Origin of the sequence: Chamaesiphon minutus PCC 6605, assembly GCF_000317145.1 — a bacterium.
Lineage (GTDB): Bacteria > Cyanobacteriota > Cyanobacteriia > Cyanobacteriales > Chamaesiphonaceae > Chamaesiphon > Chamaesiphon minutus.
This window is the reverse complement of the sequence record NC_019697.1, coordinates 5,391,189-5,414,758: the sequence shown is the minus strand read 5'-3', so window position 1 is coordinate 5,414,758 and position 23,570 is coordinate 5,391,189. Positions and strand designations below refer to the sequence as shown.

23 protein-coding genes, 2 pseudogenes and 1 other annotated feature are annotated in these 23,570 nt (G+C 47.4%); of the genes and pseudogenes, 17 read left to right on the top strand and 8 right to left on the bottom strand.

Annotation, left to right across the window (positions count from 1 at the left end; genetic code table 11):
• Window positions 1-373 precede the first annotated feature (373 nt).
• Window positions 374-536: a sequence feature (ribosomal protein L10 leader region), on the top strand.
• 48 nt (window positions 537-584) lie between these two features.
• The 7 genes from rplJ to rplA all read left to right on the top strand — a co-directional run bounded on the left by rplJ (window position 585) and on the right by rplA (window position 6,665).
• Window positions 585-1,106 (top strand): 50S ribosomal protein L10, encoded by a 522-nt coding sequence (gene rplJ, locus CHA6605_RS24725; protein WP_015162110.1) that lies wholly within the window; start codon window positions 585-587, stop codon window positions 1,104-1,106.
• 54 nt (window positions 1,107-1,160) lie between these two features.
• Entirely contained in the window at window positions 1,161-1,547 is a 387-nt protein-coding gene (gene rplL, locus CHA6605_RS24720; protein WP_015162109.1) for a 50S ribosomal protein L7/L12, read from the top strand.
• A gap of 588 nt (window positions 1,548-2,135) precedes the next feature.
• Entirely contained in the window at window positions 2,136-4,070 is a 1,935-nt protein-coding gene (locus CHA6605_RS24710) for a hypothetical protein (RefSeq protein ID WP_015162108.1), read from the top strand.
• Between the two features lie 522 nt (window positions 4,071-4,592).
• Window positions 4,593-4,832 (top strand): preprotein translocase subunit SecE, encoded by a 240-nt coding sequence (gene secE / locus CHA6605_RS24705; RefSeq protein WP_015162107.1) that lies wholly within the window; start codon window positions 4,593-4,595, stop codon window positions 4,830-4,832.
• The gene (gene nusG / locus CHA6605_RS24700; protein ID WP_015162106.1) at window positions 4,829-5,455 is read left to right on the top strand and encodes a transcription termination/antitermination protein NusG; all 627 of its coding nucleotides are present in this window, start codon (window positions 4,829-4,831) and stop codon (window positions 5,453-5,455) included. The genes secE and nusG overlap by 4 nt, the downstream gene beginning before the upstream one ends.
• Window positions 5,456-5,468: 13 nt before the next feature.
• On the top strand, window positions 5,469-5,894 hold the full coding sequence (gene rplK, locus CHA6605_RS24695; protein WP_015162105.1) for a 50S ribosomal protein L11: 426 nt from the start codon (window positions 5,469-5,471) through the stop codon (window positions 5,892-5,894).
• Window positions 5,895-5,954: 60 nt separating this feature from the next.
• On the top strand, window positions 5,955-6,665 hold the full coding sequence (gene rplA / locus CHA6605_RS24690; protein WP_015162104.1) for a 50S ribosomal protein L1: 711 nt from the start codon (window positions 5,955-5,957) through the stop codon (window positions 6,663-6,665).
• An 85-nt stretch (window positions 6,666-6,750) separates the two neighbouring features.
• Here rplA and CHA6605_RS24685 read toward each other — a convergent pair whose 3' ends face one another.
• Entirely contained in the window at window positions 6,751-7,059 is a 309-nt protein-coding gene (locus CHA6605_RS24685; RefSeq protein ID WP_232432131.1) for an LmrA/YxaF family transcription factor, read from the bottom strand.
• Between CHA6605_RS24685 and CHA6605_RS37380 the strand changes: the two are divergent.
• The 5 genes and pseudogenes from CHA6605_RS37380 to CHA6605_RS24665 form a co-directional block, all read left to right on the top strand.
• Window positions 7,046-7,186: pseudogene (locus CHA6605_RS37380) on the top strand (glutathione S-transferase family protein); the annotation flags it as partial. The gene CHA6605_RS24685 and the pseudogene CHA6605_RS37380 overlap by 14 nt on opposite strands.
• A gap of 123 nt (window positions 7,187-7,309) precedes the next feature.
• Entirely contained in the window at window positions 7,310-7,900 is a 591-nt protein-coding gene (locus CHA6605_RS24680) for a pyridoxamine 5'-phosphate oxidase family protein (RefSeq protein ID WP_015162103.1), read from the top strand.
• Window positions 7,901-7,912: 12 nt separating this feature from the next.
• The gene (locus CHA6605_RS24675; RefSeq protein ID WP_015162102.1) at window positions 7,913-8,341 is read left to right on the top strand and encodes a nuclear transport factor 2 family protein; all 429 of its coding nucleotides are present in this window, start codon (window positions 7,913-7,915) and stop codon (window positions 8,339-8,341) included.
• Window positions 8,342-8,588: 247 nt separating this feature from the next.
• Window positions 8,589-9,155 (top strand): photosystem I assembly protein Ycf4, encoded by a 567-nt coding sequence (locus CHA6605_RS24670; RefSeq protein WP_015162101.1) that lies wholly within the window; start codon window positions 8,589-8,591, stop codon window positions 9,153-9,155.
• A 157-nt stretch (window positions 9,156-9,312) separates the two neighbouring features.
• Entirely contained in the window at window positions 9,313-10,551 is a 1,239-nt protein-coding gene (locus CHA6605_RS24665; protein ID WP_015162100.1) for a vWA domain-containing protein, read from the top strand.
• Window positions 10,552-10,724: 173 nt separating this feature from the next.
• Here CHA6605_RS24665 and trpD read toward each other — a convergent pair whose 3' ends face one another.
• Window positions 10,725-11,768 carry an anthranilate phosphoribosyltransferase gene (gene trpD, locus CHA6605_RS24660; RefSeq protein ID WP_015162099.1) on the bottom strand — a complete coding sequence of 348 codons (1,044 nt, stop codon included), beginning with the start codon at window positions 11,766-11,768 and terminating at the stop codon, window positions 10,725-10,727.
• 356 nt (window positions 11,769-12,124) lie between these two features.
• On the opposite strand from trpD, the gene CHA6605_RS24655 reads away from it, so the two are divergent.
• From CHA6605_RS24655 to CHA6605_RS24645, 3 genes are all read left to right on the top strand, one after another.
• Window positions 12,125-13,567, top strand: coding sequence for a circularly permuted type 2 ATP-grasp protein (locus tag CHA6605_RS24655; RefSeq protein ID WP_015162098.1), 1,443 nt, complete (start codon window positions 12,125-12,127; stop codon window positions 13,565-13,567).
• Between the two features lie 311 nt (window positions 13,568-13,878).
• The gene (locus CHA6605_RS24650) at window positions 13,879-14,829 is read left to right on the top strand and encodes an alpha-E domain-containing protein (protein WP_015162097.1); all 951 of its coding nucleotides are present in this window, start codon (window positions 13,879-13,881) and stop codon (window positions 14,827-14,829) included.
• Window positions 14,826-15,683: a transglutaminase family protein gene (locus CHA6605_RS24645; protein ID WP_015162096.1), complete on the top strand. Its 858-nt coding sequence runs from the start codon at window positions 14,826-14,828 to the stop codon at window positions 15,681-15,683. The genes CHA6605_RS24650 and CHA6605_RS24645 overlap by 4 nt, the downstream gene beginning before the upstream one ends.
• On the opposite strand, the gene CHA6605_RS24640 is transcribed toward CHA6605_RS24645, so the two are convergent.
• Window positions 15,663-16,439 carry a proteasome-type protease gene (locus CHA6605_RS24640; protein WP_015162095.1) on the bottom strand — a complete coding sequence of 259 codons (777 nt, stop codon included), beginning with the start codon at window positions 16,437-16,439 and terminating at the stop codon, window positions 15,663-15,665. The genes CHA6605_RS24645 and CHA6605_RS24640 overlap by 21 nt on opposite strands.
• Before the next feature lie 370 nt (window positions 16,440-16,809).
• Here CHA6605_RS24640 and CHA6605_RS24635 point away from each other — a divergent pair.
• Together CHA6605_RS24635 and CHA6605_RS24630 are read left to right on the top strand one after the other, a co-directional pair.
• Window positions 16,810-17,172 (top strand): annotated as a pseudogene (locus tag CHA6605_RS24635) (dicarboxylate/amino acid:cation symporter); the annotation flags it as partial.
• Window positions 17,173-17,292: 120 nt separating this feature from the next.
• Window positions 17,293-18,219: a bestrophin family protein gene (locus tag CHA6605_RS24630; protein WP_015162094.1), complete on the top strand. Its 927-nt coding sequence runs from the start codon at window positions 17,293-17,295 to the stop codon at window positions 18,217-18,219.
• A gap of 65 nt (window positions 18,220-18,284) precedes the next feature.
• On the opposite strand, the gene CHA6605_RS24625 is transcribed toward CHA6605_RS24630, so the two are convergent.
• The 5 genes from CHA6605_RS24625 to CHA6605_RS34555 form a co-directional block, all read right to left on the bottom strand.
• The gene (locus CHA6605_RS24625; RefSeq protein WP_015162093.1) at window positions 18,285-20,168 is read right to left on the bottom strand and encodes a serine/threonine-protein kinase; all 1,884 of its coding nucleotides are present in this window, start codon (window positions 20,166-20,168) and stop codon (window positions 18,285-18,287) included.
• A gap of 242 nt (window positions 20,169-20,410) precedes the next feature.
• Window positions 20,411-21,004 (bottom strand): rod shape-determining protein MreD, encoded by a 594-nt coding sequence (gene mreD / locus CHA6605_RS24620; RefSeq protein ID WP_015162092.1) that lies wholly within the window; start codon window positions 21,002-21,004, stop codon window positions 20,411-20,413.
• Between the two features lie 27 nt (window positions 21,005-21,031).
• Window positions 21,032-21,946 (bottom strand): rod shape-determining protein MreC, encoded by a 915-nt coding sequence (gene mreC / locus CHA6605_RS24615; protein ID WP_015162091.1) that lies wholly within the window; start codon window positions 21,944-21,946, stop codon window positions 21,032-21,034.
• A gap of 106 nt (window positions 21,947-22,052) precedes the next feature.
• Entirely contained in the window at window positions 22,053-23,060 is a 1,008-nt protein-coding gene (locus CHA6605_RS24610) for a rod shape-determining protein (RefSeq protein WP_041548433.1), read from the bottom strand.
• A 322-nt stretch (window positions 23,061-23,382) separates the two neighbouring features.
• A complete protein-coding gene (locus tag CHA6605_RS34555; RefSeq protein ID WP_157260097.1) occupies window positions 23,383-23,532 on the bottom strand; it encodes a hypothetical protein in 150 nt (49 codons plus the stop codon).
• Between the last annotated feature and the right edge of the window lie 38 nt (window positions 23,533-23,570).

The window sequence follows — 23,570 nt, the reverse complement described above, 5'->3', positions numbered from 1 at the left end:
GAAGTGGGGGTAATATTTCACACCACCGATTCCCGATTCACGCTCCCATGTCTAGATTTTCATAATTTAGTTACGATCGCAGCAATTCCAAATTCAAAATATTTCACCGATTTTTCACCGATAATCCACTTTGCTAGTGGGGTTGGGCGGGTTTGTTTGGTATTGATTAGTACAAATCTGGACTAGCTAGCATAAACCCGCCCCTACGAGATATACGAATAGGTTTGAATTTGGAATTACTGTTACGATCGGGAATAACTTGCCGAGAGCACACCGCTCGTGCTATGTTAATTAAGGCTAAATTGCGGCTAGACCGCAACACTATATTAATTTAAGTATTTGAGGTTCGGTCGCGACTAAAAAATTGCGTTAACCAAAATTCAATAGCCAACCACAGACAGCAGGAGCGCATAGCTTAATTCCCTGCCGAGGTTAACGCAAACAGCAGCAGCGATCGCTACTAAAGATTAGTGGCAGCTCGTCAGCGACTGAATGAAAACCTCGGCACTTAGTGTCGGGGTTAGTTTTATGCCTGCTGTACCGTTCGCGCCCAAAACTCGATCGCCCAAGAGGTAAGCACCATTATGGGGAGAACCCTAGTAAACAAACAAGCGATCGTCGCAACGCTCAAACAAGAATTGAGCGAAGCTACTATGGTCGCGGTGATTAACTACCAAGGTTTAACCGTGGCAGAAATCACCGATCTTCGCCGTCGAATTCGCCCCAAAGGCGGACTCTGTACGGTTACCAAAAATACCTTGATGGGTAAAGCGATCGAAGGCGATGCCAACTGGCAAGCTTTAGAACCTTTGCTCACTGGTTCTTCGGCATTCTTATTGCTCAAAGACGACATTGGTGGCTCGATCAAGGCTTACCATGACTTCCAAAAAGCCAGCAAGAAAACCGAACTCCATGGTGGAGTCATGGAAGGCAAAATCCTCACCGGAGCTGATGTCAAAGCCATCGGCGATTTACCATCCAAAGAACAACTCATGGCTCAAGTTGCTGGTGCCCTCAACTCCATCACCGCGAAAATCGCGATCGGCGTCAAAGAAGTACCTGCTTCGATCGCCCGGAGCTTACAAGCTCACGTTGACAAGGAATAGAGCGCGAAGCCGCCGCCTGAGTCAATATTGTCACCCATACATAGGAATTAACACATGTCTGCTGCAACCGATACAATTTTAGAACAGTTAAAAACTCTCAGCTTGCTCGAAGCGGCTGAATTAGTCAAACAAATCGAAGAGGCTTTTGGTGTCAGTGCTGCTGCACCCGTCGGCGTCGCTGCTGCTGCTGCTCCGGCTGCTGCTGCTGAAGCTGTTGAAGAAAAAACTGATTTCAACGTCGTCCTCGAAGGATTAGCGGATGAAAGCAAGAAAATTGCCGTCCTCAAAGTCGTTCGCGCCATCACTGGCTTGGGCTTGAAAGAAGCTAAAGACTTGGTTGAATCGACTCCTAAAGACGTCCTCACTGGCGTACCTAAAGCAGCCGCTGAAGATGCCAAGAAACAGCTCGAAGAAGCTGGCGGTAAAGTCGCTCTTAAATAGGTAACTAACCCAAGTTGCTACCTATACTCAAAGTGGTTCAACTTACATCTTGTAATAGTTAAAATATACTAGTGCTTAGTGTAAACCCAGGGTACCCACAAGGGGCACCCCTACAGACAACTTGTAGGGGTGCCCCTTGTGGGTACCCTCCGCTTAAATTCTCACTAGCAATAGATCGCATGGGTTTTGAACCATTGAAGTCGATAATTCATCACGGCGCAATAGATATATTGTGCGGTGGTGAATTTTTGTTTTGACCCAAAATCTAGAGCTAGCGATCGCCCAGATCTCAAAAAGTCGATCGCGGCTCGATTCTGGTAAGATTTTAAGCTATCATTGTGTAACAATTATCCACTCCAGATAGTAGCTAATACAGATCGATAAACCTAGATTGGGTACTAGCAGTCGTCAAATTTCTAGCCGTTCTAATTATTGTAAATATTCATACATCGTTATTTATAAATCTTGCTGCAACTCGATCGATCGAAGTCGATCGACATTCGCAAAGATGAAGTGACAATTTAGACTCTTTACCGCTCCATCGCACCCCCAACTTAACTCAAAGCCGCTATAATTTTCGGTTAATATATGCACTCAGCCACGCGACTGGATGACCTCAAAATTTTAGAGTGTTTTCTCCAAAACTCTCTTCACGCCCACATCGGGCGGATTATCCCATTCCGGGTGCAGTGTCTATATAAAGATGATACGCTCTGGGTACTCGCCCAACACCCAGCAGATGTGGTCATCGATATTCCCGATACCTTTAGCGTGCTCGAACGAGCCTTGCAAGCTGAAGAACCCAAAATACCTTTATCCGTTAAACTATATCTGCGTGCGGAAGGCAATCAACGCCCTTACAGCCAACAAGGTTTTACAGTTTATCCTCTAGTCAAAAAAACCGTACCGGGAGAGGCCGCTCCCGAAATGACTGGTACGGGTGAAGAGCGCAATTCCTTTGGCCACGAGCGAGATCGAGGGCTACACCCACACAGCGATCTTTTACCGGGCACACCTGTTGACATCTTAGATAATCGCATGGAAAATTCAGAACACATCCCATCTACCGTTCCCGAGGTCGTCTCTGACGATAATGCCCTAGTCGCACCAGCCGATCGCCAGCAGCGAGCGAGTCGGATCGTCAAAATCGATACCGATAAATTTGTTGCTAATATCGAGCATTCCTTTGGAGCTACTAAAGATAGCGATTATCAGACTGTCTACCCAGCTTCCAAACGCCGAGGCAAATTAATCGCGCCCATCCTCGGCGGATTGGGGCTACTGGCGATCGGTTCGGGGGCGGCTTATATGGGTACGCGGCCTTGTGTATTATCTGCCTGTACGGAGCTAAGTACTGCCAATCAGCTTACGCAGTCATCGCTAGACACGATTAAAAATCCCGCAGTCACCGGACAAGAAGTATTAACCGCTCAAAAGCAATTACGCCAAAGTGTGGCTGTGCTAGAGTCCATTCCGATGTGGTCTGGTAATTATAGTACCGCGCAAACATCGCTCCAGCAGACAACTCCCCTCGTCACCGATTTGGATACCACTGTAGAGGGGATGAATAAAGCCTACCAAGCAGCAAATCTCGTTAAGACACAACCGATTCCGTTGGCGACATGGCAACAGAGCAAGCAACTGTGGACGCAATCGATCTCCAGTCTCGGTAGAGTCTCGCCCAATAGCCAAATCTACCCTCTCGCCCGCCAAAAACTTACCGATTATCAAAGCAGACTGGTGGATATCGATCGGCGGATCGAAGCCGAAACTACAGCCGATCGCAATCTCAGATCCGCGACAGAGAGCATCAAAGCTGCCAAACAAGCTCAATCATCTGCCGTGTCTTTAGCCCAATGGCGCAATGTCAAAACACTGTGGGACAATGCCAACGCACAACTGACAAGCATTCCGCCAACGACTACCGTTTATCCTCAAGCGCAAGAAATCATCAAGTCTTATCAATCCCAGTTTACTACCGCTCAAGATAAAGTTATCGAAGAAGAAAAAGCCGCTCAAAACTACAACAAAGCCATCAAATTCGCTCAAACAGCGAAAGTATCTCAAAAAAATAACAAATTGGCGCAAGCTGCTGCCGAGTGGAGTCAGTCTGTCGCCGCGATTCAGAGCATTCCGCAAACTAGTTCGGCATACACTCAAGCCCAACCCTTAATCTACGAGTACAACAAAAGTTTTCAGCAGGTACAGAGTCAAGTTAAGGCGATTGAATCACTCGCACTAGCCAACAAAGATCTCCAAAAAACTTGCACGGGCGAACCGCAAATCTGTTCGTTTACAGTCAGTAAAAAAGCGATCGTGGTGCGGTTGATGCCGCTGTATACCCAAACCTTAATGCAAACGGCAGCAGCAGCATCCAGTCAAGGCGATGGCAATGCCAAAGTCGGCATTATCAAACACGTCCAAACCCTCGGTAATGCCCTCCAAGCGATCGGTGACAATGCCAAACTGCCGATCGAAATCTACGGTGCTGACGGTAAGCAAATTCAAAGCTATAAACCGTAAGTCGGTATTTACTGCTGAAACAATTTACTTAGTGCGAGGGGCTACCGTGTATACACAAGTCTGGAGGGAAGCGAAAACCCTAGAAATCCCCCTGTCTTGTCTCCCTAATCCGTCGGGGAACCCGACGTTGGCGCAGCCACTCCAAAGGAGTTACGGGAGCCGCTAAATCCCCCTTTTCAAGGGGAACTTTGACCGGATCTTAGCCCCCTTTTTAAGGGGGTTTGGGGGATTTAGATCTAGAAACGAAGTCAATCAGACTTGTGTATACACGGTAGGTGCGAGGGGAGGGGCGATCGATCGATTGCCCTTCCCCTCGATCGAGATGGGCAATTTCTGCTTCAATGCTGGGAGATTTTCATCGTCACGATCGAATTAGGCTTGGAATGTAGTAACTTATCGAGATTTTGCTGCGATTGAGAATGCTGCCCCTCCCATTTTTAACCGAGCAGGAGGCAAAAATTTCAGGTAAACTAGTAATCTGTCAACCTTACATCTGCTCCTTGACGAGCGGAGTCAGAAACTATGGTCAAAAAAACCGAACCGCCAAAAACAGAGCCAGCAATTGCCACATCGGCATCTGGTTTCAACCCGGTGCAACTAGTCCAAGATAGTAAAGCCGAACTCTCCAAAGTAATTTGGCCGAATCGCCAACAACTGATCAGTGAGTCCTTGGCAGTAATTGCGATGGTCACCTTATCGGCGACGACGATTTACTTGGTCAATAACCTGTTTAGCTGGGCTGCTAGTAAGGTGTTCGTATGAGTTCGATCGATGAAGAATTAGATGACGACTTTGAAGAAGGTCGTAAGGCTCAAGCGAAGGAACCCGCTCGATGGTACGCAGTCCAAGTCGCGTCCGGCTGTGAAAATCGCGTCAAAATCGACCTTAACCAACGGATTCACTCATTTGGGATGGGCGATCGCATCTACCAAATCGAGATCCCCCAAACTCCTACCATCCGACTCAAAAAAGATGGTACCAAAACACCTGCCGAAGAAAAAGTTTTCCCCGGCTATGTCTTGGTGAGTATGTCCATGGATGACGATGCTTGGCAGGTAGTCAAAAATACCCCCAACGTGATCAATTTTGTCGGCTCCGAGCAAAAACGCGGCTACGGACGCGGACGCGGACACGTCAAGCCACTCCCCCTATCGCGGGGCGAAGCAGATCGGATCTTCAAACAAGCTCTCGAACAAGAGGCCGTAGTGAAGACAGATCTGACCGAAGGCGATAAAATAATGGTTATGTCTGGTCCCTTTAAGGACTTTGCAGGCGAGGTTGTTGAAGTTAGTCCAGAACGGAGTAAACTAAAAGCCTTGCTCTCTATCTTCGGGAGAGATACCCCCGTAGAACTCGAATTCAACCAAGTCCAAAGACAGGGCTAAATACACACATCTAATGGCAAAGAAAGTAGTCGCAATCGTCAAACTAGCACTCAATGCTGGTAAAGCAAACCCCGCACCTCCAGTCGGCCCCGCATTGGGTCAACATGGTGTGAATATCATGGCATTTTGTAAAGAATACAATGCCAAAACTGCCGAGCAAACTGGCACGGTAATTCCCGTGGAAATTTCGATCTTTGAAGATCGGAGTTTTACCTTCGTACTGAAGACACCACCTGCTTCGGTTCTAATTAAAAAAGCCGCCAAAATCGAAACTGGTTCCAACGAACCCAACAAGAAAAAAGTCGGTCAAATTACCACCACACAATTGCAAGAAATCGCGCAAATTAAATTACCCGATCTCAATGCAAATGACATCGACGCAGCTATGAAAATTGTTGCTGGCACCGCTCGGAACATGGGCGTCGCGATCGTTGACTAGTTTTTTATCCACCATATTTGGGGGAGAGGTAGATCCTCGTCATTCACCCCAGGAGCAATCATGACCAAAAAGTATTCGCGTCGTTATCAAGAATTAGCTAAGAAGATCGAGACTCGTGCTTACGAGCCACTCGAAGCAATGACACTACTCAGAGAGACAGCAACTGCCAAGTTTGCTGAATCTGCCGAAGTTCACGTTCGTCTGGGTATCGATCCTAAGTATACCGACCAACAATTACGGACGACTGTGGCATTACCCAAAGGTACCGGACAAACGATCCGTGTTGCCGTCATCGCCCGTGGGGAAAAGGTAGCTGAAGCTACAGCGGCTGGTGCAGATCTAGCCGGATCTGAAGAATTAATCGCCGAAATTCAAGGCGGAATGATGGATTTCGATCTGTTGATCGCGACACCCGATATGATGCCTCAAATCGCTCGCTTAGGTCGCGTCCTCGGTCCGCGCGGTTTGATGCCTTCGCCCAAGGCGGGTACGGTCGCTACCGACCTCGGTGCGGCGATCGCCGAATTCAAAGCTGGTAAACTAGAGTATCGCGCCGATAAGTCTGGAATCGTGCATATTCTCTTCGGTAAGGCAGCATTCGATCCTGAAGACCTGGTAACCAATCTCAAGGCATTCCAAGAGAGTATCGATCGCAACCGTCCTGCGGGAGCTAAGGGTCGCTACTGGCGCAGTATGTATGTCTCGGCAACGATGGGACCTTCGATCGAAGTCGATATCAATAGTCTGCGCGACATGAAAGTAGAAGCATAAATAGTTCGCACTATTATTTTATTGGTATCCAAAAAGAGGGAAAGTCGATCGTACTTATCCCTCTTTTTTGTTAGTTTGGCTCTTGCTAAAGATCGCGACAGAGTTGGGCTGGTAGCTGTTTGAGCACTCGCTGAAACGGTGCGACATCTTTTAACCCATAAGACAGAATTAATGCCCCTTGGATGGCAATGACGGCATCTTCGCAGCGTTGTTTGGCTTGGGTTTCATCCAAGCCTGCGGCACTCAGCACGCTGGAAATCGCTGCAATCCACTGCGAGAATGCCCCTTGAATTTGCGCGCCAAATAGCTCGTCACTCGATCGCTCTAAGATTAATATTGCCCACAAGCAAGAATTTTTGCCCGTATCGAAAAATCGATCGACTTCCGCACACATTAACTTTTTTCCTGATATTGCCTTGGCTAGAGATGGCAAAATCGATCTCGATGCTTATCCCCATGTTTTAGCTTGGATCGATCGTCTCAAGCAGCTTCCTGGCTATATTTCAATGGTAGGAATCTAAATTTCGATCGTCAAAAACTAGCTAAAAATATCGGTCTATTAATTGTTTGACGATCGAAGATAGTTCAAATAAATGAGATCGAAGATATCGATCTCATTACACCTACAGGAGGAATGAGATATTATGCCTCGTCAATTTGGGACGATCGCTTTTACGCCCGCAGTAAAAGCCATGCAAACAAAAATGGGTTCGCGCGAGAACTACGAACGCTTTGTACAAACAGGTGCAGATAATAATACGATCGATCCCGATCTGGCAGAATTTATTGCCAGTATGGATGGATTTTATCTAGGTACTGTCACCGCTAATGGTTATCCTTACATCCAGTTTCGAGGCGGCAAACCTGGCTTTTTGAAAGTACTGGACGATCGCACTTTAGGATTTGCAGATTTTCGGGGCAATGTCCAGTATATCTCGGTGGGCAATTTATCAGACAACGATCGGGCTTTTTTATTTTTAATGGATTATCGCCATCGTCGTCGCCTCAAAATTATCGGTCGCGCCCACATTATCGAAGATGACTTAGAGCTACTGGATCGAGTTCGAGATCTAGATTACAAGGCAACTGTAGAACGCGCGATCGTCTTTAAAATTGAAGGCTGGGATTGGAACTGTCCGCAGCATATTCCTATTCGCTACTCAGTAAGTGAAGTAGCAACAATGCAAGCTAGAATTCAGGAGCTAGAACAGCAACTAGCCGCACAGAAATCTTAAATTAACTAAATTATGGAAACCAAACCACCACTCCCACCATTTACGCTAGAAACTGCGACAGCCAAAATCCAAGCGGCTGAAGATGCCTGGAATACACGCAATCCAGAACGGGTGGCATTAGCCTACACCGAAGATTCGGAGTGGCGCAATCGAGCGGAATTCTTTAGCGGACGCGCCAAAATTAGAGAGTTTCTGACGCGCAAGTGGGCAAAAGAACTCGATTACCGCCTTAAAAAAGAACTCTGGTGCTTTATGGACAATAAAATTGCGGTGCGGTTTGAGTATGAGTACCACAATGATGCTGGCGAATGGTATCGCGCCTATGGCAACGAAAACTGGGAATTTGCCCCCAATGGACTGATGATGCGACGGTTTGCTAGTATTAACGATCTGCCGATCTCGGAATCCGATCGCAAGTTTCGCTGGGAACGCCCCATATAACGTAAGTTACTAATTAGATCGATAGTTAAGCATTGGGAGAAGGGGAAAGGAAAGATGCCTTTGCTTGCTCTATCCAACCCCTCCCCCAACAGATAATAAAAGACTCTAGGTGAAGAAGCGTAAAAATTGCGGTCGAATTCGATCGAGTATCCAGTAGATGAGTGATAGTAGGTAGAGATACTCAAAATTGTGCTATCGATCCGCGAACGTAAGAATATTTACATATAACGAAACCAGTTTATCGAACATGTCTACTACAACATCCACCGTAAATTCCACGGTTTTGTCCCAACCAGTATTGGGTTCGCGCCGCTTTAGTAACTACTTTTGGGCAGTAGTCGTTTCCATTGGTGGTGTCGGCTTCTTATTGGCTGGACTGTCTAGTTACTTTCACACTAACTTGCTACCCGTCGGCAATCCACTAGAATTGACATTCTATCCTCAAGGTATTGCGATGACGTTCTATGGTGTCGCAGGTACCCTGTTAGCTACTTACTTATGGGTGGCAATTCTCCTCGATATCGGTGGCGGTTATAATAAATTCGATCGCGAAGCTGGCGAAATCACCATTTTCCGCAACGGTTTCCCTGGCAAAAATCGCCGGATCGAACTCAAAAGTAACATGGCTGACGCGCAAGCCGTCAGAGTGGATATCAAAGACGGACTCAGCCCCCGCCGCACGCTCTACGTCCGCATCAAAGGTCGTCGCGAAATTCCCCTCACTCGCGTTGGCGAACCAATTTCCATCACCGAGCTAGAAACCCAAGGCGCGAATCTCGCTCAGTTTTTGGGAGTACCTTTGGAAGGACTGTAATAGTTGATAGGCTTTAGGCTTTAGGCTTTAGGCTTTGGCACTAATTTCTTTGGCTCCCTGTCACCCCCTCTACCCCTCTCCCCATCTCCCCCTTCCCCCATCACTCCTCCCTTCGATCTGATAGGATAGAGTTACGAAAAATGTGGAGTTGAATCCGATGCAAGTTGCGCTCGAAACCGTAATCAGCGATCCGCAAGTAGATATCAGTCAAGGTAACAATCAGCGGCAGTTATCGATCGAGGTATCAGCTTTAGCCGAACCAGAAGATCGTAAATTACCGCTGAATTTGTGTTTGATTTTAGACCACAGCGGCTCGATGAAAGGTACGCCTTTAACTACCGTCAAGCAGGCGGCAAGGGAATTAATTAAAGGTCTAAAACCCGAAGATCGGTTGTCGATAGTGGCATTCGATCATCAGGCGGAAGTAATCGTCCCTTGTCAGCAAGTCACCGATTTTGAAGATATTTTTGCCAAGATCGATAAATTGCAAGCCGCTGGCGGTACCGCGATCGATGCGGGCATTAAACTAGGAATTACTCAATTAATCGAAGGCAAACAAGATCGGGTATCTCACGCTTTTATTCTTACCGATGGTGAAAACGAACACGGGGATGACGAGCGGTGTCTGAAATTAGCTGGATTTGCTACCGAGAGTAATTTTACGCTCAATACACTGGGTTTTGGTGAAAATTGGAACCAAAACATGCTCGAAAAAATTGCCGATACCGCCGCAGGTACCCTCGCCTATATTGAAGAAGCCGCTCAAGCTGTCAGTGAATTCGGACGGATCTTCAACCGGATGCAATCAGTCGGCTTGACAAATGCGTATCTGCAACTAGAATTAAAACCCAAAGTGCGGCTTGCCGAACTCAAACCCGTCGCACAAGTGGCCCCCGATACGATCGAGTTAGCTGTCGAAGATGATGGCAATCTCCAGGTAGTTCGGCTCGGAGATTTGATGAAAGATCTCTCGCGGGTAATCTTGGTAAATACTTATATCGGACAACTAGCCGAAGGCGAACAATCGATCGCGACGCTGCGGATTCGCTATGACGATCCGGCTACAGGTGCCACCAATCTACTGACGCCACCCGTAGATGTGAATGTAACTGTCACGCGCAATCATCAACCCGCTGTTGATGAAAACGTCCAACAACAAACGCTTGCATTAGCTAAATATCGCCAAACTCAACTCGCCGAACAAAAACTCCAACAAGGCGATCGTGCAGGCGCAGCCACCCTGCTTCAAACCGCAGCCAAAACCGCTCTGCAAATGGGCGATACCAATGCCGCTACCGTGTTGCAATCTAACGCAACGATCTTACAAGGTGGCGACGATCTCTCGGAAGCTGAGAAGAAAAAAACGCGGATGGTATCGAAAACGATTTTGCAATAATCGCGAGATCTCGATCGCGAAGCGTTGCAAAGCAAATCGACCTAAATCGACCAAAAAAGTAGGGGTAATTTATAAATTACCCCTACTTTTTTAGTTTATTCACAAACGATTCCAATTTAAACAATCAGGATGACAGATAGGTTTGCAGACTCCACATACAGATGGGATGAGATCTACGCCGCCAAAAAATCGACTAATTCTGTCAATTTATCCCAAGCTGTGCCGCTACTCAAGATGGTTTGAGCGATCGCGATGCCCTGTTGATGTGCGCCTAGCGGTATGATTCCACCAATTTGGAGAGCCAAGCTGGCATTGAGCGCGATGACATTATGCTGGATCGCAGTCCCTTTGCCTTGAAGAACCGCCGTGAGAATTGCGGCATTTTCAGTGACATCGCCGCCTTTGAGGGCAGTAATCGGTGCGGGTGTCAGTCCCAATTCCACCGGATCGATACTAGTCAGTTCTACCCGTCCGTCGGTTAAAATTGCCAAATCTGTTAGATCGCCCAAACCCGCCTCATCTAAGCGTTCGCGTCCGTGCAGCACGATCGCTTGGCGCGTCCCCAAAATTCCGGCAGCGGCAGCCATTGTTTCGAGCAGGTGCGGCGTCCCGATGCCAATAATTTGTCCCGTCGGACGCAGTGGATTGACAAGTGGGCCGATCGAATTGAATACTGTCCGAATCTTCAATTCTTGGCGTAAAGGAGCAACAGCTTTCATCGCCGGATGCCAGCCAGGGGCGAATAAAAAGGTAATCCCCGCACTATCCAAAGCTGCTTTTACCCGCTCTGCCGGAGCTGACAATCTGACTCCCAGAGCCTCTAAAACGTCCGCAGAACCGACGCGACTCGATGCAGACCTACTTCCATGTTTTGCCACTTTTACCCCTGCTGCTGCGGCTACAAACGCTACTGCGGTAGAGATATTAAAGGTCGATGCGCCATCGCCCCCAGTCCCACAAGTATCAATGACTGGGAAGGGATAGTCGATCGGCGGAGATTGTAGTACTTGCGCCATCCCAGCTAGTTCGGGGGCGGTCACTTTTTTGGCTTCGAGTGCGGCTAAAATCGCCCCAGACAAAACAGGCGGGATGTCACCTTGCAACCAGCCCTGCATGAGTGTGGTGGCTTGCTGCTGGCTCAGGGATTGTTTGTCTAGCAGTTGTTGGAGTAGTAGTGTCCAGGCGATCGGTTCAGTGGGGATGGTGGAGGTGTTCATGGGCAGAACGAGATTGATAGCTAAATATTGAATCTTAGCATCTCGATCGGCAGAGAATTTGGGAAGTTGGCAGTTGAGAATGTAGGGGTTGGCGAAAGACTAATCCTGCCAATCCTTCGATGCGGTAAATCTCGATCGCGTGCTGGAATTGACAGGTAATTTTCGATGTTTCGCGCTGGATTCACGCGACTATTTTAACGATGCAGCATCGATTGTAGGCAGCGTCTACCGACAGCGATCGCGAACAATCGAGTCGCCTGCACCAGAACACTCGGTATAACTATATACAGTTAATCCCGACGAGAAAAGTTAAGTGATAAAAGGTAACAACTGGTATTCTAATCCGAGCTAGAGTCATGAAAATAGACAGTTACCAACCTGGTGAATTTTATGATGAATTGTTTTTGCCTGACGGCAATCCGCGATCGATCGCCGCAACTCTGATCGAAAAAATTGGCAGCCTATCTTTAACAGAGCTGCACCAGCAGCAACAGTTAGCCCAAAGCACCCTCTTGAGGATGGGCGTAACTTTTAATGTCTACAGCAACGATCTCGGTACCGAAAAAATCATCCCTTTCGATATCATTCCGCGTACTGTTGCTGAGGGCGAATGGCAATGGCTAGAACGAGGTTTAAAACAGCGCATCCACGCTCTCAATATATTTCTTGACGATATTTACGGACGACAACAGATCGTGGTCGATGGCATCATTCCGCAAGCCGCGATCTATTCAGCCAGTGGCTTTCTCAAGCCATGTATGGGATTGAAACCACCACAGGGCATCTGGTGTCATATTACGGGTACGGACTTGGTACGCGATCGCGATGGCAGTTGGTATGTGCTCGAAGATAATCTGCGCTGTCCATCTGGAGTATCCTATGTCCTCGAAAATCGACAGGTAATGAAGTCCACTTTCGGGCGTTTATTTGAGAAAATGCAGATTCTCCCAGTCGAAGACTATCCCAGTCGGCTATTAGAAACTTTGTTACATGTAGCTCCCGAATCTGTCATCGATCCGACTGTTGTTGTCTTGACCCCAGGAATTTATAACTCTGCCTATTTCGAGCATTCTTTTTTGGCACGACAAATGGGGGTGCAATTAGTCGAAGCTAGGGATCTGACGATCGAAAATGGTCGGCTCCAGATGAGAACTACTAAAGGTTTGCAGCAGGTAGATGTGGTGTATCGGCGGATCGATGATGAGTTTATCGATCCGCTGGCTTTTCGTGCCGATTCGCTGTTGGGAGTGCCGGGATTGATGGATGTCTACCGTGCGGGTAAAGTCGCGATCGCCAATGCGCCAGGTACGGGCGTGGCCGATGATAAAGTAATTTATGCCTATGTGCCAGCGATCGTCAAATACTATTTGGATGAAGATCTAATTATCCCTAACGTGCCTACCTATGAATGTTGGGAAAAGACGCAACGCCAATACGTACTCGAAAATTTAGATAAACTAGTCGTCAAAGCCGCTAGCGAGTCGGGCGGTTACGGGATGCTCATCGGTACTCACTCTACACCTGAAGATCGGAGCGAATTTGCCGCCAAAATTACCGCCAATCCCCGCAACTATATCGCACAACCAACTCTATGTCTCTCGCGGGTGCCGACGCTATTCCCAGATGGCATTGATGGGAGACATGTCGATTTACGCCCGTACATTCTCAATGGCAAAGAAATCTATATCAATCCTGGTGGACTCACACGAGTAGCATTAAAAAAAGATTCTCTAGTCGTCAATTCTTCTCAAGGTGGCGGTACTAAAGATACTTGGGTAGTCAGGGGCGAACATCAATAAATTTAAGTAGATAGGTGCAAATATTTATTAAATACACAGATTTCGGACTAGTACTTCTTAGGTTTGTGGCTCCGTAGAACCCGGATCTGGGGGGAGACCCCCAGACCCCCCGTTGGGGGACGGTTGCGTCCCCCAAACCCCCTCCAAAGGGTTTATTGGTGGGTAGCGTAGCGCGCTTCGCATTAGTACTGAATATCATCGATCTGTAAGCCTAAAGCCTAAAGCCTAAAACCTAAAGCCTAAAACCTAAAGCCTAAAACCTAAAACCTAAAGCCTAAAACCTAAATCCTAAATCCTAAATCCTAAATCTTATGCTCAGCCGCGTTGCTAACTCCATTTACTGGCTCAACCGTTATATCGAACGGGCCGAAAATATCGCTCGATTCGTCGATGTTAACCTGAATTTATTACTCGATAGTATCATCATAGACGATCGTCAGTGGGAACCGATCGTCATGACTACAGGCGATTTAGACATTTTTTACAGCCGATATGGTGCCGCCACAGCCGAAAACGTCGTGCAGTTTCTCACCTATGATGAAAAATATCCCAACTCAATTTTGTCTTGTCTGCAATTTGCTCGCGAGAATGCTCGATCGATTCAAGAAATTATCTCGTCAGAGATGTGGGAGCAGGTCAATAGTTTCTACTTTATGGTAAGAGATGCCGCCGCTGCTACTGTCAAACCAGAGTTGCCAGAGTTTTTGGCAGCGGTAAAAATGGCCAGTCACCAATTTGCTGGCGTGATGGATGCCACGATGTCGCACAATGAGGGATGGCACTTCGGGCAGATCGGCAGATCGATCGAACGCGCTGATAAAACAGCCCGAATTTTGGATGTCAAGTACTTTATTATTTTGCCCAATGGTGTCGGCTCATCCCTAGATGAATTGCAATGGATTGCCTTACTCAAGTCGGCTAGTGCTTATGAAATGTATCGCAAAATTTACCGCCGAATTAACCCGACAGATATCGCTCGATTTTTGATCTTCGATCGACAGTTTCCCAGATCGATTCTGTACTGTCTCAATGCTACTGAAAAATGCTTGTACCTAATTAGCGGCAATCATCTCGATACTGGCTGCAATTTAGCCGAACGCCAGTTGGGAAGACTGCGCTCGGAGTTAGACTTTCTGTCGCTCGAAGAAGTCATTCAACGGGGATTGCATGAATTTCTGGACGAAACGCAAAGTCGGCTCAATCTCCTTTCTAACGAGATTAGTAAGACTTTTTTGACGATCGATGAGCGGGTGACATTATGAGTGTCTACCAGATCGAACATGTCATCAATTATGCCTACGATCGACCAGTAACTTTTGCACCGCATCAGTTACGGTTGTACCCGCGCTCGAATATCCATCAATCAGTGCTCAGTTGCGAGCTGTCGCTCTCACCCACTCCTCAAAAACTCGTCGCAACTGTCGATCTCGATGGCAATAATGCGCTCGTCGCTTGGTTTGACGATAATCCAGCAACCCACCTCCAAATTCGCGCTCACAGCACTGTAGCTAGCCATCTTACCGATCCTTTCGACTATTTCTTAGAGCCGTGGGCGACTCAGCTCCCGATCGATTATCCCGTTTCGCTCTCTGAGCAACTACAACCCTATCTAGCAGGCTATCTCGCCCGTTCGCTCGATCCGATCGCCGCAGCATTAGCTGGAGAAATTTGGCATACCGTCAATGGCAATCTGCTCGATTTTCTGACTAAACTCAATCAGCAGATTTACCATAATTGTAACTATACCCTCCGCGATACCGGAGCCGCACTCCCGCCTGGAATTGTCTGGCAAAATCGCGCTGGCTCCTGTCGGGATTTTGCCGTACTATTTATTGAAGTCTGCCGAGCTGTGGGCTTGGCGGGGCGATTTGTCAGTGGCTACGAGGTTGGAGCCGATACCGACGAACGACACCTTCATGCTTGGGCAGAAATATATCTGCCTGGAGCGGGCTGGCGGGGCTACGATCCCACTCATGGCTTGGTAGTTGCCCAACACCATATCGCGATTACTGCTGCCCCCTTCCCCGCCCAAACAACCCCCGTAGCGGGTAAATTACGGACGCTTGGTGCAATTTCTACTACGATGAGCTATCAATTAACTATTCAAAAAACCTGAGAATTCGCCCAGTGATGGCTCCTCGATCGTATCCCAGTCGATCGCGGGCATTCGATCGCAAGCACTTTTGAGGTGGCATTCCCACTCTCGTCGCACCCGCAACAGATAGGGATCTCCTCGGTGGAGAGTGCGCTTATGGCGGATCTCAAAACTATCAGCACGATACACGATCAGATCGATCGGCGGACCGACGGAGACATTTGATTTCATCGTCGAATCGAAGGAGAGGATCGCCGCTTTGACGGCATCTTCAGTACTCGTATTGAATGTTAACGTCCGATCTAAAATCGGCTTTCCATACTTGATTTCACCAATTTGCAAAAAAGGTGTTTCTGGCATCGCTTTAATAAAATTGCCCTGAGTGTAGAGCATGTATAATTCGATCGGTTGTCCGCGTACTTGTCCGCCTAGCAAGAGATTACAACTGGCATCGATCCGATCTTTTTCCAGCCATTCGCGCTCCCGCGCTTGTACCTGGCGCAATTTCTGCCCGATATAACAAGCCATCTCGTACAGGCTATGACAAGAATGCAAATTCTCGACATCCGTAGCTCTCAAATCCTGTTCGATACTCAGCAGTACAGATTGGGTAATCGAGAGATTTCCAGAAGTACATAGCAAGATCGTTCGATCTCCAGATACCGAGAAATCAAACATTTTCCGATAGGTAGAAATATAATCGACACCTGCATTGGTACGGGAATCGGCTACCATTACCAGTCCGTGAGCGGAGATAATTCCTAAACAGTAGGTCATAATTTAGCAGTTTATTCCCAAGTAATACATAGGGTCTCAATCCACCCCGATCGAATATAGCCACCCGATCTAATTTTCCACCACTAACCTGAATTTGGAAGATTGCTACACTTGAGGATTTTCCGACGGGAGTGTAGGCTACCCGGTTAAGATCGTGATGTCGATCGCTAAACGATCTACATCAACAATAACTTAACTGAATATCTCCGAAAGTGGTGAAATTGACTGCGAAGGTTAGATAATAGATGAACTCAGCGATTTTTTTGTTACTGGTGGCAACATTAACTCATGTGCCCGCAGCTAGCATCTACAATGTAATTTCATTAATCTTTGTCGCGCTATCATTTGGCATTGTCCTCAGAGCAATTAGAGTAACTTTAATAATGATGGCACTGCGCTTTCTGAAGCGATGTCAGCATTATTTATCTTGCAAGTATGGGGACGAAATCTCGACTTGGTACAACAGGTAGTGGTAGTCTTAACTTCGATCGTCGCATCTGTAGGTGCAGCCGGAATTCCAGAAGCAGGTTTAGTCACGATGACTTTGGTATTTAGCTCGGTAAGTTTACCGACTGAGCATATTCCAATTCTGATTACGGTAGACTGGTTTCTCGATCGCTGTCGCACGGCAATCAACGTCATGGGTGATATCACAGTCAGTGCGTTAGTCGATGGCAAACACAGACAATTGAAAGATGAGTCGATCGTTGCAGTCCAAACTGAAGAATTATAAGATTAACCCACAAACAAATCCACCGATCGGGATTTAAGGATCGACAGGATTAGCGTGTCTGTACTATCTATTCATCCACCCATCCACCCATCCACCCATCCATTCTTTACCACCTATCCCATGAATTTAGATCGAAACTGGTTTAGCTCCGCCTTGAAAATCAAAGGTTCGGTGATACCAACCATTCGCAGTCGAGTTCTGTGGTGTGGAGCTTTTGGCTTATTTGTTTCAGTTTTATCTTTTTATAAAATTCCCGTTGCTGCCAAAGCTTTAGGTGGTATCATTCCTAGCATTGTATTAGGACTATTACTAGTATTTCGGACGAATACCGCCTATGAAAGATTTTGGGAAGGGAGAAAAGCTTGGGGCAGTATCGTCAATCATATTCGTAATTTATCTCGATTGATTTGGGTTGCTATTGCCGAACTGAATCCGATTCATCGACATGAAAAAGAGCAATCCCTCAAACTTTTAGTAGCCTTTGCTTTTGCAACGAAATTGCACTTGCGCTCGCAATCGATCGATGAACGGGTGTCCAAACTTGTCTCTCCACTTCAATTTTCTAAGCTCATGACTGTCAAAAATCCACCTTTAGAAATTGCCTTTTGGATTAGTGACTTTCTCCAAGCAAAGCAGGAGCAGGGGCAGATTAGCTTGTATCAAATGAACGAACTGCAAGGTCTGCTCAACAGTTTAGTCGATAATCTCGGCGCGTGCGAACGAATTTTGCGGACGCCAATGCCAATGGCATATGCAATTCACCTCAAACAATTACTGCTAATTTATTGCTTATTATTACCATTTCAAGTTGTCGAAGAACTCAGATGGTGGACAGCACCAGCCGTCGTTCTCGTTAGTTTTATTTTATTTGGTATTGAAGCGATCGGCGTAGAAATTGAAAACCCATTTGGCACCGATCCTAACGATTTACCTCTCGATATGATTTGCAATACGATCGACCAAAATATCGACGATCTGATTAGCATCGAAACCCACTATCGTCGTGCGGGAGCCTATGGGAATAATTTGGACGAGCAGTTGAATTAGGGCGGGGAGCGGGGAGTTGGGAAGTTGGGAACGCTTGCGTCCTTTTAACCATTACCCATCCACCCTTAACTTGCTTGCCAAATTTTAATCGTGCGATCCCAGCTAGCGGTAATTAGGGTTTGTCCTTGCGGGTGAAAGACGATCGATTTAACCGCGCTTTGATGAGCTTGGAAACTAGCGATCGATGATTTGGTATCGGCGTCCCAAAGGTTCACCACGCCATCCATCGAGCCAGAAGCGATGGTTTTGCCATCGGGACTAATTGCAACGCTCAGAACTCCATCCTGATGGCCTTGGAGAGTATGATGAGTAGAGGTGCCTAATTGACGAACTTGGACGGTGCGATCGGTACTACCGCTGATAATAACTTTGTTATCTCTACTAATTGCCAAAGCGTGAATTGTCTGGGTATGAGCCTCGATCGTCTTGAGTAATTGCTTGTGCTCCAAATCCCAAAATCTAATCGTGCGATCGGCACCCGCACTGATTAAAATCTTGCCATTGAGCATAAACTGCATCGCCATTACCGACTCTTGATGTCCATCGAGCGTATAGATAATTTTACTCGTCTCGGCATTCCACAATCGAATCCGCCGATCGGCTCCCCCGCTCGCTAAAATCTTGCCGTCGGGACTAAAGCGCACGCTATAAACAAACCCATTGTGACTATCTAAATTACTCAGATCTGCACGTAGTTCCTGAACCGAATTGATAACTGATTCCTTGCGTCGGAGTTGAACGCGCCGCTTTTTGTCACCGCTAGCAACTTGACTGAGATTGGGGCTAATGGCAACGGCATAGATCGCATTATTAGTACTATATGTCGCGATCGGTTGTTGGGGAATGCTTAAGTTCCAAATTGCGACAGTGCCGCCATCATCGCCGCTAATTAAATATCGACCATCGGTAGATAAATCGAGGGTATTAATCGGTTTGCGATGCCATTCAAATGTATAGTTGCAACTCCAATTATTGCTGGTATTAATTGTGGGCAGATAAGTAACTGGAGCGGAATTAGTTGTTGGGATCGCTGGGGGCGAATCAGGAGTAACCGCGACTGGCAGATTAGAGATAAGATCGGCTTGCAAAGCCTCGATCGCTTCTTTGGCTGTTTGATAGCGATCGATCGGGCGCGGCTCGATTAGTTTATCCAAAACTGCGCCTAATTTTGGGTCGATCTCGGTGGTTAGACTATCTCGCCAAATCCAGCGATTTTGACTATCATCAAATAGGGCTAGGGGGGAAACTCCAGTCAATAAATTGAGACAAGTCATCCCCAAACTGTAGAGATCGCTAGAGACAAAAGCCTTACCCCAGCCTTGTTCTGGTGCCATAAACTCTGGCGTGCCGATGGTCGTTCCTTTTGCTGGCGGCTCGGCTGAAGCGATTTTAGCCGCCCCAAAATCAACTAAATACAAACTACCATCATTAGTGCGCCGAATGATATTTTCGGGCTTGATATCGCGATGGATAAATCCCAAGTGATGGATATAGGCTAAAGTTGGTAAGATTGTCAATAATAATTCCCTAGTTCGAGCGACTGAAAACTTACCCTGAAGTTCTAACTCAGTTTTAAGATTTTGACCGTCAATAAATTCTTGTACTAAATATTGACGACCATCTGGTGTAATAAAATAGGCTAGTAATTCGGGAATATTGGGATAATCTAATTGTTCCAGCGCACTCGCTTCTTGAGTAAATAATTCCGCTGCTTTCTGTGCAGCATTAGTGCCTTCTACTTGCGGGAAAAATTGCTTGATGACACAAAAAGGCTTCGATGGTTTGTCCTCATCGATCGCTTTAAACGTGCGTCCGAATCCACCTTGCCCGATCGGTTCTACCGCCAAATAGCGATCGCGCAGTCTTAATCTCCCGCCACAACTACGGCAGAAATTACTCTGAGGCGGATTTTCTGGACGCACGCAACTAGGATTGAGGCAGTAACTCATGAACTTCGGATCGTCCTTCGAGTCTCAAGTTAGAGAGCAAATGAGTGGATGAGTGAATGAGTGGATAGTACCGACAACCTTGTCTTGAAAAGGTGCTTCACTTGGGGAAACCCCAAGACCGCACTTTTCGCAATCCTATCAATTCTTAAATCCTGGTATTTACTAGTTTAGCGGCGATCGAGTCTGTCAGGAGAAACGTCAGCCGCAACTCCCCGCTCCCCGCTCCTAACTTAAGATCTCGTCTAAGTTAATTTCGTAGCAGCGAAGATTTTTTGCCACCAGAGTTGGAGCGGATAGTAGAAGATCGGCATCCACAAACCGCTCAAGATAGCCGAGATCGAGATAACGATCGCGCGATCTGTCCACATATAATCGAGACTAGCGAGACTAGCAGCCAAAGATTGTTCGATCGCTGCTTGGAGGAGATATTGCGCTCCAGTAACTACTTCCGAGACGATCGTCAATAAGACAGTAGCCAGACTGACCGATACAATCGTATCGCTTAAATAGCGTCGTTTTTGCAGCCAAAAAGCTATTACGCCAACAACTGTCAGACTCAGGACGTGAGTCGGGACGGTGCCGAGTGCGGTGGTGGCGGGGAAAGTCATGGCATCCTGAATCAGTCCGAGGACGATCCCTGCTGTTGCTGCGTGCCACAGCGATCTGCGCACGCTCCAGGCGACCGTCCACATTACTAGCCAGCTTGGGCCGACGCCTAAAATTTCCATCCCTGGAAAGCGGGTTGGTAATAATAATAGGCACAAGCCGACCGAACCAATAACGATCGCGATGTGCAGTCCAGTCCGAGCTAGCGGAGGTAAATTATGAATATTCATGCCGATCGATATGAGTTGCTAGCGTATTTATGCTGGTGGTTTCGGAGCAGGTGCGGCTGTTGCTGGTTTGGGTGCGGGTGCCGATGTTGCTGGTTTGGGACTGGGTAGCGATGTTGCTGGTTTGGGTGCGGGTGTAGCTGTAGCCGATTTGGATACGGGTGCGGCTGTTGGGGTTGGTACGACTGGTGCAGTCTGGATCGCGTGCGGATTGTGAGGGTGAACCATCACCCATTCGAGGGCATTTAGCGGAGCGGTAAATTCCACGATCGCTTCTGGAGCTGGAGACTTATTGAGATTGGTCTCAACCACTCTCCCTACTGCCAATCCTGCCGGAAAGAGTTGACTTACTGTCGAAGTGGAGACGACATCACCTTTTTTGACCTGCGGACGTTTATCGAAAAATTGTAATACGGCGCGTTCGGTACGAGTTCCTTGCAAAATTCCCAGATTGCGGCTCGCACCCACCGTGACACCCATGCGATTGCTGGGGTCGCTGATGAGCAGGACGCGACTGGTATGCGGCGATACGCTGACGATGCGACCGATCGCCCCGCCAGTGCCGACAACCACATGGTCTACAGCAATCCCGTCGGCACTGCCTTTGCCAATTACAAGCTGTTGCCACCAATTATCGGCACTCCGCATGACGATCGGTGCCAAGACCCCTTTAGTAGGAATCGTCGCACTATAACCTGCTAATTTTTTGAGTTGTTGATTTTGATACTTCAACTCTTGCAATTCATTTTGGAGTTGTTGTACTTGAGCGGTTTTGAGATAATCGAGCTGTCTGACTTTGGGTTGAAATGGTTGAGATAGAGCGTTATATGCTTCAAATACCAATGCATGTTGAGTTTGCAACACCAGGTAAGTACCAACGATGAGAGTCCCGAATCCTGCTAGTTTTAAGGCATTTTTATCCCACCAGCGGCGCAGAGTAAACATAGTTTGTTTGTAGTTTGGGAGTTGTAGTTTGTGACTTGTTAGCGATTGTTTTATAAATGAAAAGTTAAGGTGTAAGGAATGCCGGAAACCTTACACCCATTCGGATCTACAGACTTCGCGAGCGACCGCTAAAGACGCGATCCATATTTTTGAAATCTTCGAGGACTTTGCCAGTACCCAAGACCACGCAGGTGAGCGGATCGTCAGCGATGTGAGTCACGATCCCCGTTTCATGCGAGATCAGCGTATCGATCCCCCGTAAATGGGCACCGCCACCAGCCAACATGATCCCGCGATCGATAATATCCGAAGCCAACTCTGGGGGAGTCCGCTCCAGTGTCCGCTTTACAGCTTCGACGATCGTCGAGAGGGGTTCTGACATACTTTCGCGAATTTCGGGGCCTTTAATCGTCACCGTCCGGGGTAATCCAGACAACAGATGCAATCCGCGAACTTCCATGGTAATGTCGTTATCCTCTGGAGTAGGATAGGCCGAACCAACCTGAATTTTGATTTCTTCTGCCGTCCGTTCCCCAATCGTCAAGTTATGAACTTTCTTCATATAACTGACGATCGAATCGCTCAACTCGTCGCCAGCAATCCGCACGGATTCGCTGATCACCGAGCCTTGCAGACTCAACACGGCGACTTCTGTCGTGCCGCCACCGATATCGACGATCATGCTACCAGTCGGTTCGCCGACTGGTAACCCCGCACCAATTGCCGCTGCGATCGGTTCGTCGATCAGGAATACTTCACTAGCACCTGCTTGGAGTGCTGCATCCATTACCGCGCGCCGTTCTACAGCCGTAACACCACTGGGAATGCCAATAACTAAACGCGGTCTGATGACGTTACTTCCTTCATTCGCACGACGAATAAACTCTTTTAACATCACTTCTGCAATATCGAAGTCAGCAATTACGCCATCGCGAAGCGGACGGAGCGCAATTACATCGCCGGGGGTTCTCCCCAACATTTTTTTGGCTTCGATACCTACAGCTAGTGGCATTTTAGTCTTTTGGTCCATCGCCACTACTGAAGGTTCTGCCAGAACGATACCTTTGCCAGATACATAGACCAATGTATTAGCAGTTCCCAGGTCCATACCCATATCCCTGGATAAGGAAAAGCGATTGAAAAAACCCACGCCTTCTATGCCCCCAATAATAAATAACGATCGATTTAATGTGTAGTTAGCTAAGATCGAAAAGAAGGTAGGTGTTATTTACTATTCCCCATTCGCGATCGGTTATGGGCATCGCGCGGTGTTAATTTTTTTAAACTACAGTCTTTTTTACTACAGCCTCACTCCGTGGACTAGACTTCGCTTCGTACAAGCGATGCTTCGTTCCACTGCGTGAATCTTATTACGTTTTGCTTCGTTCGTCTAGTTGCGATCGCACCCAAATCTAACTTATCTGAAAAACTAAACTTCAAGCCCCGCAAATCGGCTCTGGAAGGTAACTTGAGGCTTTAAAACTGTCGATCGATCTCATCGAGCTACCGTACATCAGCAGATCTAGATCGGTGGGATCGGGCAGATCCTCCGCCAAAGTGTCGGTAACAGGCTGTAGTTTCGGCAAATAGTCGTTGAGATCTGCTGTAATTCTTAATTAAATCT